Source organism: Opitutia bacterium, from assembly GCA_016217545.1.
Taxonomy (GTDB): Bacteria; Verrucomicrobiota; Verrucomicrobiia; order Opitutales; family Opitutaceae; genus Didemnitutus.
In genome coordinates this window covers 36,323-51,245 of sequence record JACRHT010000012.1, presented here as the reverse complement: position 1 = coordinate 51,245, position 14,923 = coordinate 36,323, and the positions used below count along the sequence as shown (strand labels likewise).

General features: G+C 65.1%; 10 protein-coding genes. 9 read left to right on the top strand and 1 reads right to left on the bottom strand.

Going from position 1 to position 14,923, the window contains the following annotated elements:
- The first annotated feature begins 50 nt into the window (after positions 1-50).
- Positions 51-986 carry an ornithine carbamoyltransferase gene (gene argF / locus HZA32_07320; protein MBI5423881.1) on the top strand — a complete coding sequence of 312 codons (936 nt, stop codon included), beginning with the start codon at positions 51-53 and terminating at the stop codon, positions 984-986.
- A gap of 107 nt (positions 987-1,093) precedes the next feature.
- Here argF and HZA32_07315 read toward each other — a convergent pair whose 3' ends face one another.
- The gene (locus HZA32_07315) at positions 1,094-1,585 is read right to left on the bottom strand and encodes a prepilin-type N-terminal cleavage/methylation domain-containing protein (GenBank protein ID MBI5423880.1); all 492 of its coding nucleotides are present in this window, start codon (positions 1,583-1,585) and stop codon (positions 1,094-1,096) included.
- Positions 1,586-1,736: 151 nt separating this feature from the next.
- Here HZA32_07315 and HZA32_07310 point away from each other — a divergent pair, with 151 nt between their 5' ends.
- The 8 genes from HZA32_07310 to HZA32_07275 all read left to right on the top strand — a co-directional run bounded on the left by HZA32_07310 (position 1,737) and on the right by HZA32_07275 (position 14,880).
- A complete protein-coding gene (locus HZA32_07310) occupies positions 1,737-2,963 on the top strand; it encodes an argininosuccinate synthase (GenBank protein MBI5423879.1) in 1,227 nt (408 codons plus the stop codon).
- Positions 2,964-3,209: 246 nt separating this feature from the next.
- On the top strand, positions 3,210-4,235 hold the full coding sequence (locus HZA32_07305; protein MBI5423878.1) for a histidine kinase: 1,026 nt from the start codon (positions 3,210-3,212) through the stop codon (positions 4,233-4,235).
- Positions 4,232-5,029 carry a response regulator transcription factor gene (locus tag HZA32_07300; protein ID MBI5423877.1) on the top strand — a complete coding sequence of 266 codons (798 nt, stop codon included), beginning with the start codon at positions 4,232-4,234 and terminating at the stop codon, positions 5,027-5,029. The genes HZA32_07305 and HZA32_07300 overlap by 4 nt, the downstream gene beginning before the upstream one ends.
- Before the next feature lie 143 nt (positions 5,030-5,172).
- The gene (locus HZA32_07295; protein ID MBI5423876.1) at positions 5,173-8,115 is read left to right on the top strand and encodes a TonB-dependent receptor; all 2,943 of its coding nucleotides are present in this window, start codon (positions 5,173-5,175) and stop codon (positions 8,113-8,115) included.
- A 309-nt stretch (positions 8,116-8,424) separates the two neighbouring features.
- Positions 8,425-9,996 carry a hypothetical protein gene (locus HZA32_07290; protein MBI5423875.1) on the top strand — a complete coding sequence of 524 codons (1,572 nt, stop codon included), beginning with the start codon at positions 8,425-8,427 and terminating at the stop codon, positions 9,994-9,996.
- A complete protein-coding gene (locus HZA32_07285) occupies positions 9,993-11,123 on the top strand; it encodes a histidine kinase (protein ID MBI5423874.1) in 1,131 nt (376 codons plus the stop codon). The genes HZA32_07290 and HZA32_07285 overlap by 4 nt, the downstream gene beginning before the upstream one ends.
- The gene (locus HZA32_07280) at positions 11,120-11,950 is read left to right on the top strand and encodes a response regulator transcription factor (GenBank protein MBI5423873.1); all 831 of its coding nucleotides are present in this window, start codon (positions 11,120-11,122) and stop codon (positions 11,948-11,950) included. Before HZA32_07285 ends, HZA32_07280 begins: the two co-directional genes overlap by 4 nt.
- 176 nt (positions 11,951-12,126) lie before the next feature.
- Complete coding sequence (locus HZA32_07275) at positions 12,127-14,880, top strand: TonB-dependent receptor (GenBank protein MBI5423872.1); 2,754 nt, start codon at positions 12,127-12,129, stop codon at positions 14,878-14,880.
- Positions 14,881-14,923 lie beyond the last annotated feature (43 nt).

Genomic DNA, 14,923 nt, shown 5'->3' with positions numbered 1-14,923 from the left:
AATTCGCTCTCGCCGGGCGAGGTGCCGAATCCTAATTTCCCCGGTTTCCCATGAGGCACTTTCTCAAAGAGACCGACTTCACCCGCTCCGAAATCGCCCAGATTTTCGGTCTGGCGGCGCGTCTCAAGCGCGACCGGGGCTCGCACGAGAAGCCGCTCGCCGGCCAGACGTGGGCGATGATTTTTTCGAAGAGCAGCACGCGCACGCGCGTCTCCTTCGAGGTCGGCATCCACGAGCTCGGCGGCAATCCGCTCTTCCTCAACCGCAATGACATCCAGCTCGGCCGCGGCGAGACGGTCGCGGACACCGCGAAGGTCCTCTCGCGCTTCGTCCACGGCCTCGTCGTCCGCACCTTTGAACAGGCCGAGGTGGAGGAACTCGCCACCGAGGGCACGATCCCGGTCATCAATGCGCTGACCGATCTGCTGCATCCCTGCCAGATTTTCGCGGATCTGTTCACGTTAAGCGAACGCTGGAGCAAAGGCGGCGATCCGCTCGAAGCGTTGCGTGGGCGCAAGATCGCGTTCGTCGGCGATCGCGGCTGCAACGTCGCGAACTCGTGGATCATGGGCGCGAACCTCGCCGGCATGAAGATCTCGCTCGCAGGCCCGGCCGGCTTCGACGCGGCGCCCGAGTTCAACCGACTGCTCGCCAGGGAAGGTTTCGCCAACGGCTACGAGTTCACCACCGATGCCTACGCGGCCGTGAAGGACGCCGATGTCGTCTACACCGACGTGTGGGTCAGCATGGGCAAGGAGGAGGAAACCGCCGAACGCATCCGCGTGATGACGCCGTTTGCCGTCACGCGCGACTTGATGGCGGCGGCGAAACCCGGCGCGCTCTTCATGCACTGCCTTCCGGCCCACGCCGGACAGGAGGTCACGCAGGAAATCCTCGATAGCTCGGCCTCGGTCATTTTCGACCAAGCCGAGAATCGCCTCCACATGCAGAAGGCCATCATGGCCACGCTGGCACAAACCAAGTAGGGTGGGAGTAGCGCCGGTCTTCGACCGGCCAAGGTGAATTCACTTTCGCGCCACAGAGCCGCGAATGCTGGCGGAGCGAGGCCGGTCGAAGACCGGCGCCTACGCGTTCACTGCTCGAGAATCAACGTGACGCGGTTCGACTGCGTCTTTTGGAAACGTCCCGTGCCCAGGTTGCCATCGTCGAGCTTGGCGTCGATTTCCTCGAGCTGTTCGTCGGTGCAAGTCATGCCGGCGATCGAGATGCCCGCACTCACGCCCGACATGTTCCGATCCCAGTTCCAACGTCCGCCGAGCGGCGTCACGGCCTGCCAGACGTCCGTCTTGAAATCGCCCGCCATCGAGACGGGCGCCGTGGGCACGACGCCGCTGCCGGCATTGTTCGGCCAGAACCCGTTTTGCAGCGCGTAGGTTTCGAAGGCTTGGGAGAACACGCGAAAATCGCTCGCGACGCGGGCGTTTTGCGCGGCGCGTTGCACGCGCTGCATCGCGGGGATGGCGAGCGCGGCGAGCAGGCCGATGATGACGACGACGATCATGATCTCGACGAGCGTGAAGCCGCGAGCGGCACGGCGGGAACGGACGGGGGAGAGCGGGTTCATGACAGGTCTTTTGGGTTGCCCACACCATGCTGCGCGTCGCTGTGGTTCGCGAGCCGCCAAGGGTGAAAGCCCCGTGAAAAGCACCGCCCGTTTTTGACCCATTTTTCTTTTGCGAGCGCGGTCCGCCCGGTCTCAAAATGGCCGCTCTACCATGAAGATCGTGCTCGCTTACTCGGGAGGTCTCGACACCTCCGTCATCGTCAAGTGGCTCCGCGAAACCTACGACGCCGAAATCGTCACGTTCGCAGCCGACATCGGACAGGAAGAGGAGCTGCGAGGCTTGCCCGCCAAGGCGAAGAAGACCGGCGCGTCCAAGCACTACACTCTCGACCTCGTGGAGGAGTTCGCGAGCGACTTCATCTACCCGATGATCCGCGCCAACGCGATCTACGAGAGCCAATACTACCTCGGCACCTCGATCGCGCGCCCGCTCATCGCCAAGGCCCAGCTCGAGATCGCGAAGAAGGAAAAGGCCGACACCGTCGCCCACGGCGCCACGGGCAAGGGCAACGACCAGTGCCGCTTCGAGCTCACCTACATGGCGCTCGCACCGCACCTGCAAATCGTCGCGCCGTGGAAGATCGACAAGTTCCGCGACCAATTTCCCGGCCGCGCCGAGATGATCGAGTATTGCGTGGCGAACAAGATCCCCGTCGAGGCCTCGCTCAAGAAGCCGTATTCGATGGACCGCAACCTTCTCCACATCTCCTACGAAGCCGGCATCCTCGAGGATCCGTGGTGGGATCCGACGACCAAGGAGAACAAGGGCATGTTCAAGCTCTCCGTCTCGCCCGAGGACGCCCCGAACAAGGCCGAATACGTCGAACTCGAATTCGAAAAGGGCAACTGCGTCGCCGTGAACGGCAAGAAGATGACGCCCGCCGGCGTCCTCAAGACCCTCAACAAGCTCGGCGGTAAGCACGGCATCGGCCGCGTCGACCTCGTTGAAAATCGCTTCGTCGGCATGAAGTCCCGCGGCGTCTACGAGACCCCGGGCGGCACCATCCTCATGCAGGGCCACCGCCAGGTGGAGTCGCTCACGATGGACCGCGAGGTCATGCACCTCCGTGACTCGCTCGTGCCGAAATACGCCGAGCTCGTCTACTACGGCTTCTGGTTCGCCCCCGAACGCGAGGCGCTGCAGGCCCTCATCGACGAGTCGCAGAAGCACGTCAGCGGCACCGTTCGCCTGAAGCTCTACAAGGGCAACATCATCACCTGCGGCCGCAAATCGAAGTATTCCCTCTACGACATGAAGGTCGCTTCGATGGAAGGCGTGAAGTCGTGGTATAACCAGAGCGACGCCACCGGCTTCATCCGCCTCAACGGCCTGCGCCTCCGCGCGCGCTACTACGCGCAAGGCGGCCCGAAGGTCTGAGGTTATCGCGCGAGCTGCTGCTCGATGCATTTTACGGCGCTCCTCGCGGGGCGCCGTTTTCGTTTTGGAGCGCCGGCTGGCTGCGCCAAGGCGTTCTCGATTGCGCCAAGCCGTATCCCTTTTCGGGGCCGCAATTCGCGACTTGCAGCGAACCGGCGGTATCACTTTGGCCGATGTCGCTTGTCGCCTTCACGTCGCCTCCCTTCGTGCCTCACTCCGCTGCTGGCGGTGTGGACTTGCGGCTGCGTGGTGCTGCTTCTGCAGGCTGCGGTCGACGTGGAAGATGCGCCGTGGACCTCGCCTTGGAATTGGGCGATGGCGCAGCAGGTGTTGAGGATCGTGTATTGGGCGCTGATGACGCCGGCGATTCTGTGGCTGTTGCTGCGGTATCCGATTTCCGGACCGAAGCGCTACTTGCATCTGCTCCTGCACCTGTCGGGCGCGGTGCTCTTCTCCGTCTTGTTCGTGCTAGTGCGAGTGCCCCTGATGTTCTCGGTTTACTCCGTCCCGCCCGCACAGCGCACCGTGGACCTGGTGCTGGCGCGCGTCAGCTCGCGCGATGTGATCGATCCGTTGCTCTACTTCTGCGTCGTGTTCGCCTACGTGATGGTCGAGGTGTATCGCAATCTGCAAGCGCGGGAGATCGCCGAGGCGCGGCTCCGCCAGCAACTGGCCGAGTCCGAGTTGCATGTGCTGCGGCAGCAGGTCAAACCGCACTTCCTCTTCAACGCCCTGAATGCCGTCGCGACGCTCGTGCGCTGCGGGCGCAACACGGAGGCGGTGCGAATGCTCGGGCAACTCGGCGATTTGCACCGGCGCTTGGTCGAGGGCGGCACGCGCCTGGAGGGGACGCTTGATGCCGAATTCGATTTTGCGCGCGATTACTTGGGGATCGAGCGCGTGCGGTTCGGGGCGCGGTTGGCGACGGAGCTCCGCCTGCCCGACGACTGCCGCCGCGCGATCGTCCCCTCCCTCATCCTGCAGCCGCTGGTCGAGAATGCCGTCAAACATGGCGCCGCGCGCCGCGCCGCCGGAGGGTTGGTCAAAGTCACCGCGCGACGGGAAGGTGCGCGGCTTGTGTTGGAGGTTCAGAATCCGCTCGCTGACGAAGAAAGCGAGCGCCCGCCGGGCACCGGGGCCGGATTGCGACTCACGTGGCGCCGACTGGAGCAGGGCTATGGCGCGGAGGCGCGATGTGTCGTGGAGAAGCGGGACGGTCTTTTCGTCGCCCGCGTCGAACTGCCTTTTGTCATTTCAGGCAACCAAACATGAAGATCAGAACCTTGCTGGTGGACGATGAACCGCTCGCGCGCGAAGGGGTGGCCGGGCTCCTCCGCGCGCACCCGGAATTTGAGGTGGTGGGAGAGGCGGAGAACGCGAAAGACGCGCGTCGCCTCATGCGGGAGCTGAAGCCGGAACTGGCGTTTCTCGACGTGGAGATGCCCGGCATGAGCGGCATGGAGATGTTGCAGGCGATGCCGCCGGCCGAGCGGCCCGCCGTGGTTTTCGTGACGGCGTTCGAAAGCTACGCGCGTCCGGCGTTCGACGTCGCCGCGATCGATTACCTGATGAAACCGTTCACCGATGAGCGTTTCGCCGAGATGATCGAGCGCGTGAAGCATCGGCTGCGCACTGGCCGGCTCGCGGCGCTGGATCAGCACGTCGAAGCCTTGTTGGATCGGTTGCAACAAACGCCTGCGCCCGCACCCGCTCCCGCGCGCGAGCCCGCGCCGCCGACGGAAAAACTGCTTTTTCGCTCTGGCGGGGAAATCCATGTGCTGCCCGTGGCGGAGATCCGGTGGGTCGAAGCGCAAGGCGATTACTTGAAGATCTACCTCGCCGGCCACTCCGTGATCGTCCGGGAATCGATCCGGAAATTCATCGAGCGGATCCCCGGCGGACCCTTCGTGCGCGTGCACAAGTCGACCGTCGCCAACACCGCCTGGGTGCGCCGCGTCGAGCATCTCGTGGCGGGAGATTACGAAGTGGAGCTGCGTGACGACACGCGGCTGCGCGTGAGCCGCGTCTATCGCGCCGAGCTTTTCCAACGCCTCGGCTACCTCTGAATCCGAGCGGCGTGCGTGGGGAGGGCGGACGCCTTGGCGCAGGTCGGGACGCGTGGTCGCCGACGCGTTGCGCGAGTGTGGGGTTGACGCGGAACTGGCGCGGCGCACGGCCCGTGTCGGGCGCGCAACCTACACTACACACAATGAAATCCCACCCATGCAATCCGCATGCGGCTCGCGCGCGCATTCTTGCGTTGCGCGTGCTCGCATTGCTGGCGAGTCCCGTGCTGGCGCTCGCTCAGACGAACACTGCCGCTCCTGAAAAGAAAGACGAGCAACCGCTGAAGCTCGATAAGTTCGTGGTGACCGGTTCGTTCATTCCTCAAGCCAGCGCCGAGCCGGTCGGCCCGGTTGCGGTCTTTACGGAAAACGAAATCCGCGCGACCGGCGCGTTCACGCCCATCCAGGCGCTGCGCAGTCTTCCGTCATTCATCGGCAATCCCGGCCCGACGGAGAACGACTCCAACGGCGGCAGCGGCGCGACCTCGGTCAGCCTGCGCGGCCTCGGTGCGGGTCAGACGCTCGTGCTCATCAACGGCCGCGTGACCCTTCAATTCTCGAACATCCAGCTGCTCCCCATCGAGGCGGTTGAGCGCATCGAAGTGCTCCGCGACGGTGCGGGCGTCATCTACGGTTCCTCCGCTATCGGTGGCGCCGTGAACGTGATCCTCAAGAAGAGCTACAACGGTTCGACGCTGGACGTGTCCGTCGGCGGCGCCACGCGCTCTCCGGGTGGCCGCGAGACCTATCAAGTCTCCTTCGCCACCGGCGTCTCGAACGACAAGACTTCGGTGGTCGTCACCGGCTCGATGTTCCACAACCGCACGATCTACGCGTCAGAGCGCCCGAACAGCGCCGCCTCCGACAACCGTCCGCTCGGCGGCACCAATGGCGGTTCACCGACCTATCCGGGAGTCATCTCCCTCAGCGGCGCGCCGAAGATTCTCCGCCCGAATTTCCCGGCCAACGCGACGCCGACTGCCGCGGACTACATCGACATGGACACGAATGGCTTCAGCTCGAACCAACTGTTCAACTTCCGCCAGTATTCGCCCTCCGCGCCCGGCCAGGACCGCAATTCCTTCATGGTCAATTTCGAGCACGCCATCGCGGGCGACAAGCTCACGCTCTTCGGCAATTTCCTCTACTCGCGCCTCAAAACGCTGAACGGTCTCGCGCCTGCGCCCTTCGCGCTCGATGAGGATCCCGCCGGTCCCGCCGTCGGCAGCCTGACGTCGTTCGGCCCCTATAATCAGGGCATCCTCAATCCCGCGAACGGCGATTTCTTCCGCTATCGCTCCATCGAGCTCGGCAACCGCACCAACGAGCAGACCTACACCGACTACCGCTGGATCGCGGGCCTTCGCGGCCAGATCAACGACAAGTGGCGCTGGGAAGCGGCCATGACGATCGAGCGCGAGGACTACGAACAGCTCGACGCCGGCGTGCCCTCGCTCCCGCTGCTGGACGCCGAAGTTTCGGCCGGCCGCTTCAATCCCTTCGCGCCCGCCTTCTCCAAGGGTTCCGCCACCATCGGCGGCACCACCTATACGTGGGACAACGCCAAGGCCCTCAAGGCCTCCGAGATCAAGGCGCGCATCATGTCGCCGATCCGGAATCGCTTCTACGATTTCCGCGTCTCCGGCTCGGTCATCGAATTGCCCGCCGGCGACCTCGGCTTCGCCTCCGGTTACGAAACCTACCGGAACAAGAACTACAGCGACGCCGACGATCTCTACGCCTCCGGTAGCGTGCTCGGCCTGAACTCCAACGAGGATTCCTTCACCCAGTCGGAGAGCCGCTCACTCTTCGCCGAGCTGAAGGTTCCGGTCATCGGCGAGGCGCAGAATATCGCCTTCGTCAACAGCCTCACGATCGGCGCCACCGCGCGCAATGAGTCGCAGAAAATCGGTGACGGTGTGTCGAGCCGCACCTTCAAGAAGACCAACCCGAGCGTGAACGTCCATTGGGCCCCGACGAAGGACTATCTCGTGCGCGCCAGCTGGAGCAAGGGCTTCATCGCTCCCGGTGCCGGTTCCGTTTTCGGCAGCGCCGGCCAAAGTAATCCCACGTTGGTGGACCCGCTCGGCTTCCCCTACACGGCGCAGACCACCATCGTCATTCGCCCGAACTCAGATCTGAAGCCCACCGAATCCAAGGCCGTCTCGCTCGGCCTCGTCGGCACGCCGAAGGGCCTCGTGAAGAACCTCAGCTTCTCGGTGGACTTCTACGCGATCGACGTCTCCGGCATCGTGGCCAACAACGCCAAGGCCATCCTCGCCGCCAACGCGGCCGGTCAAGGTTCCGGCTTCGTCCCCGGCAACGCCGCCACGATCAACCCGAACGCGCCCTTCGCCAGCCTCATCCGCCGCAGCGCCAACGGTCGCCTCAACAGCAACGGCAGCTTCGCCGCCACGCCGGGCATCCGCGGCGCCGTCCTCTCGGACTTCCTCAACATCGGCTCCCGCAAAGTGCAGGGCTTGGAATACACGGTCACCTACGCCTACAACACGCAGGACTGGGGCCGCTTCAAATTCACCGCCGCGGCGAACCAGATGGTCAAGTTCGACCAAAACGCCGGTCCCGGCCTCCCGAGCGAGAGCTACCTCGGCAAATTCGTCAGCACCGTCGGCGATCCGATTTCGCCCGGCTCGATTCCGAAGTGGAAAGGCAACTTCGGCGTGAACTGGCAGTGGAAGCAGTGGACCTCCAACGTCACGTTCAACTACATCGGTTCGTATCAGGACGACCCGCTGTTCGTTCTCTCCCCGAAGATGCTCGCGTTCTACAAAGCCGGCACGCCGAAGTCCGATCCGGCCTTCGCCGCGTTCCTCGCCGACGTTTCCCAACCCAAGATTGGCGGCATCCGCACCATCTCTGCGTGGGAGACTGTCGACCTCCAGACCAGCTACGCCTTCGAGAGCGAGAACCTGTTCCTCAAGGACCTGACCGTCACGCTCGGTGCCACGAACGTCTTCGACAAGCTCGCGCCGTTCGCCGCGGGCGCGTTCAACGACAGCTACGATACACGCACGCACAACAACGTTGGGCGCTTCGTGTATCTGCAGCTCCGCAAGCAATTCTGATTCCCGGGGGAATTCCCCCGGTTCCCCCGACGGCTCCGCGCTCGCGCGGAGCCGTCTTTTTTTCGTCGCCGCACGCGAGGCTGCGACTTCCGCTGCGACCGGCCACGCCGCCGGCGCGTGAATTCTCCGCTGCCGGCGCCGGCCGGCGCGGCCAGCCGTGCCTGCGATTCGTCGCACCTATCCGCAGTCCGTCGCGTTTTCACGGTGCTCCGGGTGGCATCCGGGCGCGCTGGTCGAGGCGCCGTTGCACCGCGGGGTTCCGCTGGCAAACCAAGGGCCTTCCCGCATGCTGCCACCGTTCGTCACTCCATGAAAATCGCGCTGTCGACGCTTCTCGTCCTGCTGCTCGGCGCGGTGGCGACCGGATTGGTGGCGTGGCACCGGCCGCCACCCGCGGCGCGACCCGGCGAGCTGCGAGTCGTGCACGCGGCTTCCCGGCTCTCGATCGATCCGCGCGTGAGGCGCGATGGAGCGGCGCTTGGCCAGCGGATCATCGATGCGCTGTGGGATCCATTGCTCGGAGTGGGGGACGACGGCCAGATCCGACCGGCGGCTGCCGAAGCGTGGGAAGTTTCTCCGGACGGACGGCGCGTCGTGCTGCACCTCCGGTCCGGAATGGTTTGGAGCAACGGCGACGTCGTGACCGCCGAAGATTTCCTGCGCACGTTGCGATGGATGGAGGAGACCGGCTACCCGCACCCGCTGACGCAGCAGCTTCAGCCATCGCGGGCCGAGGGCTCGTTGGCGAAGGTGACGGACATCGTGAGCGCGCCGGACGTGCACACGCTCGTGCTTTCGCTGCCGCAGCCCGTGCCGGGAATCGTCTTCGCGATCGCGGGGGCCGCGTGGATTCCGCTCCATCGCTCGAGCCCCGACCAGATCGCCTCGGAGAGTTACCGTCGCGCTCCGACCGAGTTGGTGACCAACGGTGCGTTCCGCCTGGCCGAGGCTGGCGTCGACACTTGGGCGCTCGAACGCAATCCCCGCTATCGTGCGGCGGCAGGCGTCCGTCTCGAGCGCGTGCATCTGTCGCGCGCTGACGGGCCGAGCTATTTCTCGCCGATCGTGGCGTCCGGTGGAGCCGATCTCGGCGACGCCGTGCTCATGCAGCGCGCGGGAATGCCGTCGGTGTTCACGGAAAGAACCAACGCGGTCTCGCTCCTGCACTTCAACGTCGAGCGACGGCCGCTGAACGATCCGCGCGTGCGCCGCGCACTCTCGCTGGCGTTGGATCGCGAAGCGCTCGCTCGTTCGCTGGCGGGCGATAGCGGCGCGGCCATTTTTTCCTGCATGCCGATCCGGGCGGACGAATCGCCGGAGCGCACGATCGTGGAGGACCTTGCCGAGGCGAAACGATTGCTGGCCGAAGCCGGGTATCCGGACGGCCGCGGTCTGCCGGTGTTGAAACTGCCGTTGGTGCGCTCGCGCCAACCGAATCCCATCGCCTTTCATTGTGCGGACCAGTGGCGCGCTCGCCTCGGCATCACGGTCTACGTCATCCCGCTTTCCGTCGGTGAGATCACCGCGCGGCTCGCGCGCGGCGAGTTCGATATCATGCACTACTACTGGACTCTCGACCGCGGCGAATCGTCGCTGTTCGCCGCGGCGCCGCTGGATTCGTTGCCGCGTGCTTATCGACTGCACCTCACGACCGGGCAACAACGTCAGGTCGAGCAGGCGCTTGAGCGGCAAGGCGAGGAGCGGCGAGCGGCGATGCGTGCTGTCGAGCAAGAGCTGCTCGCTGACATGCCGTGCACGCCGGTCGTGGGATATCGTCGCTCGTTCGTGATCGGTCCGCGCGTCGAGGGCTGGAAAGCTGATGTCTCGGGCGTGCATCCGTTTGCCGCTCTCGACCTGAAACCTCTGGCGCGCACACCATGAACCCGAACGTTCCTCGCCCATCGTCGTCGTGGGTGCGAAGCCTGAACACGGTTTGGTGGAGCCTTGCTCTGTTCGGCGTCGGCGCCGTCGCCTTCGATGTCTGGCAGGTCCACTTGGCGGCTGGCGCGGAAGCGAGCTTCCGCGCGACTTGGCTGTATCGCTACGGCAATTGGGGACTGTGGTGGCTCCTGCTTCCCGGCGTCCTCGCGCTGCGCCGCGTGCTGGCGTTCGACCGCATGGCGTGGTGGCAGATTCTTCCCGCTCATCTCGTCGCGGCGCTGCTGGCCGGCGTGGGCCAGTTCGCATTGTCGGTGAGTCTCGGGCTGGTCGCGAACAGCCTGCCTTGGTCTTACTTCGGCGTCGTCGCCCAGGATTTCTGGAGCGCTTCCGAACTGCTGCCGCCCGCGCTGATTTACAGCGCGATCGTGGTGCCCGCCTACGCCGTGGAATTCTACCTCGGATGGCGCGCGGGACAGCGCGAGGCGGCCGACCTCAAGGTCGCCAAGGCCGAGCTCGAGGCGCGTCTCCTCCGGGCGAATCTCGACGCGCTGAAGATGCAGCTCCATCCGCACTTCCTCTTCAACGCCCTCAACTCCGTCACGGCGCTCATTCGCCGCGGCGACACCGTGGCCGCCGAGGACGCACTCGCGCAACTCGCCGAGCTGCTGCGTCGCGCGCTCGACCACAAACAGGACCAATTGGTCACGCTCGAGCGCGAACTCGAGTTTCTCGAACACTACTTCGCGATCGAGCGAATCCGTTTTCAGGATCGGCTCCAGGTCAGCTTCGAGATCGAGCCCGCGTGTCGCCACGCGCTTTTGCCGAGCTTGCTGCTGCAACCACTCGTGGAAAACGCGATGAAGCACGGCTTCTCGCGGCAGGTCAGCGCGCGGATCATGCGGCTCCGCGTCTGGCGGGACGGCGGGCAGTTGCGCCTCGAGCTGTTCAACGAGGGCCCGTCGCTCCCCGCCGCCGCGCCCTCGGACGGTAGCGGCGGCATCGGGCTGCGCAACACCCGCGCGCGTCTCACCATGCTGTTCGATGGCTCCGCGCGGCTCACGCTCGCGAACGTTCCGGGCGGCGTCGTCGCCGACATCGCCTTGCCCTTCCACTCCGCCCCACCATGAACCGAATCAAGACTGTCATCGTCGACGACGAGCCGCTCGCGCGCGAGGATCTCGCACGCTTGCTCCGGGCCGATCAGGAAATCGAAGTAGTGGCCTGCTGCTCCGATGGCGACCAGGCGCTCCGTGCGGTCCGCGAGTGCGCCCCCGACCTGTTGTTTCTGGATGTGCAAATGCCCGGGCTCACCGGCTTCGACGTGCTGAAGGAGCTCGATGCCGGCCCGCGTCCGCATGTCGTGTTCGTCACCGCCTACGGCGAGTATGCGTTGCGCGCGTTCGACGTCGGCGCCGTGGACTACGTTTCAAAACCCTTCACGCGCAAGCGGCTCGCCGACACGTTGCAGCGCGCCAAGGCGGTCGTCCGCGGCGGCGAACACCAGAAGATCTGGGAGCATATCGACGGCATCATGCAGCAAATCCAGAAGCTCCGCGCCGCGACCGGTGTCGCGCCCGCGCCGCTCGCCGCCGCGAGACCGGCGTCGTCGCCGGCCGACGGCGACACCGACCGCGACGGCCGCCTGCTTTTCCGCTCCGATGGCGAGATCCACGTGTGCGCGCCGGCGGACATTCGCTGGGTGGAGACCGTGGGCGACTACGTGAAGATTCACCTGAACGACAAATCCCGCCTCGTGCGCATGACGATGCTGCATCTGATGGAGAAACTCGAGCCGCGGAACTTCGTGCGCATTCACCGCTCGACGGCGGTCAATCTCGCCCACGTGCGCAAAGTCACGCCGACTCAATACGGCGAATATCAGGTCGAGCTGAACGACGGCACGAAGCTCAAGGTCAGCCGCACCTACATGCCGGCGCTCCGCGCGTCGCTTTAGCGCGCCCGCGCGTGCGACTGGTCGCAGCCGCCTGAGACTCGGGCGGCTTTTTTGGCGTCCCACGAGACGTTGGTCGCGCTCCGACGCGGTCCCGTTGTGTCGGGCGGCCCGGTCAAGTGTCGTGCGCGCCGCCGGAAGCGTTTCAGCCCCGATCCGGCCACAACCAAGCACAACACATGAAACCAAACCGCATGTCCCTGCGGAGCGCGCACGTCCTTGTCGCTGCGCTCCTGGCCTCTGTCGCGCCGCAACTGGCGTGGGCCCAAACCACCAAGCCGACCGAAACGGACAAGACGCTGCGACTCGAGGAGTTCTCGGTCGTCGGCTCCCGCATCAAACGTGTCGACGCCGAGACGCCGAGTCCGGTCGTCCGCATCACGCAGGCTGACCTGCAGAACACCGGCTTCACGAACGTCGAGGACGCCATGCGCGCGATGCCGTTCAACACCGCCGGCACGATCTCGCCCGAAGGCTCCGGCACCGGCTTCGCTTCCGGCACGTCGACCGTCAATTTCCGCGGCCTCGGCAACAACAACACGCTCGTCCTGATCAACGGCCGCCGCGCGGTGCCTTCCGGCGCGGGCGCGTTCAACGGCTTTCAATCCGTCATCGACCTGCGCCAGATTCCGACCGCGGCGATCGAGAGCATCGAAATCCTCAAGGACGGCGCGTCTGCCATCTACGGCTCCGACGCGGTCGCCGGCGTGCTCAACATCGTGCTCAAGCGCTCGTTCACCGGCGTCGGCATGGACGTGTCGTTCGGCAACACCTTCGGCACCGATTCGCAGGAGGTCACGGCGTTCCTCATCGCGGGAGCGGCGACCGAGAAGACCAGCGTGGTCATGACCGTCGACTACGCCCGCCGAAACATGCTGATGAACCGCGACCTCTCGTTCTCCAGCAACGCCGACCTGCGCCACGACAAGACTTCGCCCAACCAGGTCGAGACCGATCCGGCCACGGGCCTCGTCATCGGCGGCGACTTGCGCAGCTCGAGCACGTTTCCCGCGCGTTTCTTCATTCCCGGCACTGCCACGGTGCGCACTTTCCTCAACCCGACAACCGATCCGCGCGTCGCCGATGCTGTCGCCACGTCGCGCGCCACCGGCGCCGGTTTCTACAATTTCCAGCAGGACTCCTCCTTGCTTCCCGAGAACCAGAGTCGCGGCTTCGGCGTCTACGTGAAACACGATTTCACCGAGCGCCTCTACGGATTCGCCGACATTTTCTTCAAGCGCATCGAGACCACCAATCTCTCCGCGCCGTCGCCGTTCACCACGACCGACAAGGGTGCGGGCACGAACAACCGCCTCGTTGTTCCCGCCGCCAATCCCTACAATCCCTATGGCACGCGCTACTTTGGCAGCGGCGGGCAGGCGATCGAGCTCAGCACCTTCCGTCTCGTGAACGCGGGCCCGCGCATCGTCGATACGACCTCTGATTATCCGCGCTACCTGCTCGGCCTCGGTGGCGCGCTGCCCAACGAATGGACGTGGGAGGCCGCCTACATGTTTGCCCAAGGCTCGTTCGACAATTCCTCCCCCGGCACCGCGTTCGACAGCCGCGTCCAGGAAGCGCTCATGGGTCTGAACATCGGCGGCCAGATGCTCTACGCCAATCCGTTCGGCCCCGAAGATCCGCGCGTCACCGATTACTACTCGGGCACCAATCCCACGAAGACCAAGTTCACCTCGGGCCTCTACGACGTTTCCGTCAGCGGCAACATCGCCCAGCTCCCCGCGGGGCCGCTCGGTGCGGCCGCGGGCCTCGAGTATCGCGCGGAGAGCCTCAGCGACGTTCGCACCCTCGAAAACGAAACGGGCAACATCGTCGGCGGCTCCGAAGGCTTCGGCTACGGCGGCAAGCGCCAGGTCACTTCCGCCTACGCCGAACTCAAGGTTCCCCTCGCCAAACAACTCGAACTCCAACTCGCCGCGCGTTGGGAGGAATACTCCGATTTCGGCACCACCACGAAGCCGAAGGTCGCCCTCGGCTGGCGCCCGACCAAATGGCTGCTCCTGCGCGGCTCTTACTCCGGCTCCTTCAAGGCGCCCGACCTCGCCTTCCTTTACCAGACCGGCAGCGTTTCCTTCACCGGCAACCAGCTCTTCGACCCGCGCCGGCCCGACCAACCCTCCGGCCAGCTCAAGACCGTGGGCCGCGGCAACCCCGATCTGCAGCCCGAGGAGACGAAAACCACTTACGCCGGCATCGTGCTCGAAGTCCCCTCCGGTTTCCTCAAGGGCCTGTCGTTGGACATCGGCTACTTCAAGTTCGACCAGACCAACCTCATCACGCGCGACACCGCGGCCTTCACGCTCGCCAACGAAACCGTTCTTCCCGCCGGCCGCGTCGTTCGCAAAGCGCTCACTCCCGCCGAGGCCGCCGCCGGCTTCAGCGTCGGCATCATCGACTACGTCGCCACGGATTGGTTCAACGCCAACAAGATCATCAACGAGGGTTGGGACTTCGGCGTGAACTACTCCCGAAGCGTGAAGGGCTGGGGCAATTTCCGGGCCGGCCTCACCGCGACCTACACGGGCAACTTCGAACGCGAGACCATCTCCTCGCTCGGTGTCACCACCATCATCGACATCGACGGCACCGACTCCGTCCCGCTCTGGCGCGGCAGCGCCACGCTGGGTTGGTCGAAGGGCGACTGGGCCGCCTCCGTTTTCGTCAACTACATCGGCGGCTATCCGGCGCAGCTTTTCACGGGTGCCGGCACCGAGCCCGACACCAAAGCTCAATGGCGCATCAATCCGCAGGTCAGCTACCAGACGCCGTGGAAAACCAAGATGACCGTCGGCGTGCGCAACGTCCTCAACGACGATCCTCCCTTCTACATTTCCAGCCAGTTCGGCTATAACCCCGCGATCAACACCGCGGAGCCCGCTTTCTGGTATGTTCGCCTGAGCCGCGAGTTCTGAGCGCGACCTATTCGCCGCACCTCTCCGAGGCCGGGCCCGCTCA

Bases quoted from the DNA above. Each gene is read 5' to 3' on its own strand.
- argF (MBI5423881.1), top strand. From the start codon at position 51: ATGAGGCACTTTCTCAAAGAGACCGACTTCACCCGCTCCGAAATCGCC.
- HZA32_07315 (MBI5423880.1), bottom strand. From the start codon at position 1,585: ATGAACCCGCTCTCCCCCGTCCGTTCCCGCCGTGCCGCTCGCGGCTTC.
- HZA32_07310 (MBI5423879.1), top strand. From the start codon at position 1,737: ATGAAGATCGTGCTCGCTTACTCGGGAGGTCTCGACACCTCCGTCATC.
- HZA32_07300 (MBI5423877.1), top strand. From the start codon at position 4,232: ATGAAGATCAGAACCTTGCTGGTGGACGATGAACCGCTCGCGCGCGAA.
- HZA32_07295 (MBI5423876.1), top strand. From the start codon at position 5,173: ATGAAATCCCACCCATGCAATCCGCATGCGGCTCGCGCGCGCATTCTT.
- HZA32_07290 (MBI5423875.1), top strand. From the start codon at position 8,425: ATGAAAATCGCGCTGTCGACGCTTCTCGTCCTGCTGCTCGGCGCGGTG.
- HZA32_07285 (MBI5423874.1), top strand. From the start codon at position 9,993: ATGAACCCGAACGTTCCTCGCCCATCGTCGTCGTGGGTGCGAAGCCTG.
- HZA32_07280 (MBI5423873.1), top strand. From the start codon at position 11,120: ATGAACCGAATCAAGACTGTCATCGTCGACGACGAGCCGCTCGCGCGC.
- HZA32_07275 (MBI5423872.1), top strand. From the start codon at position 12,127: ATGAAACCAAACCGCATGTCCCTGCGGAGCGCGCACGTCCTTGTCGCT.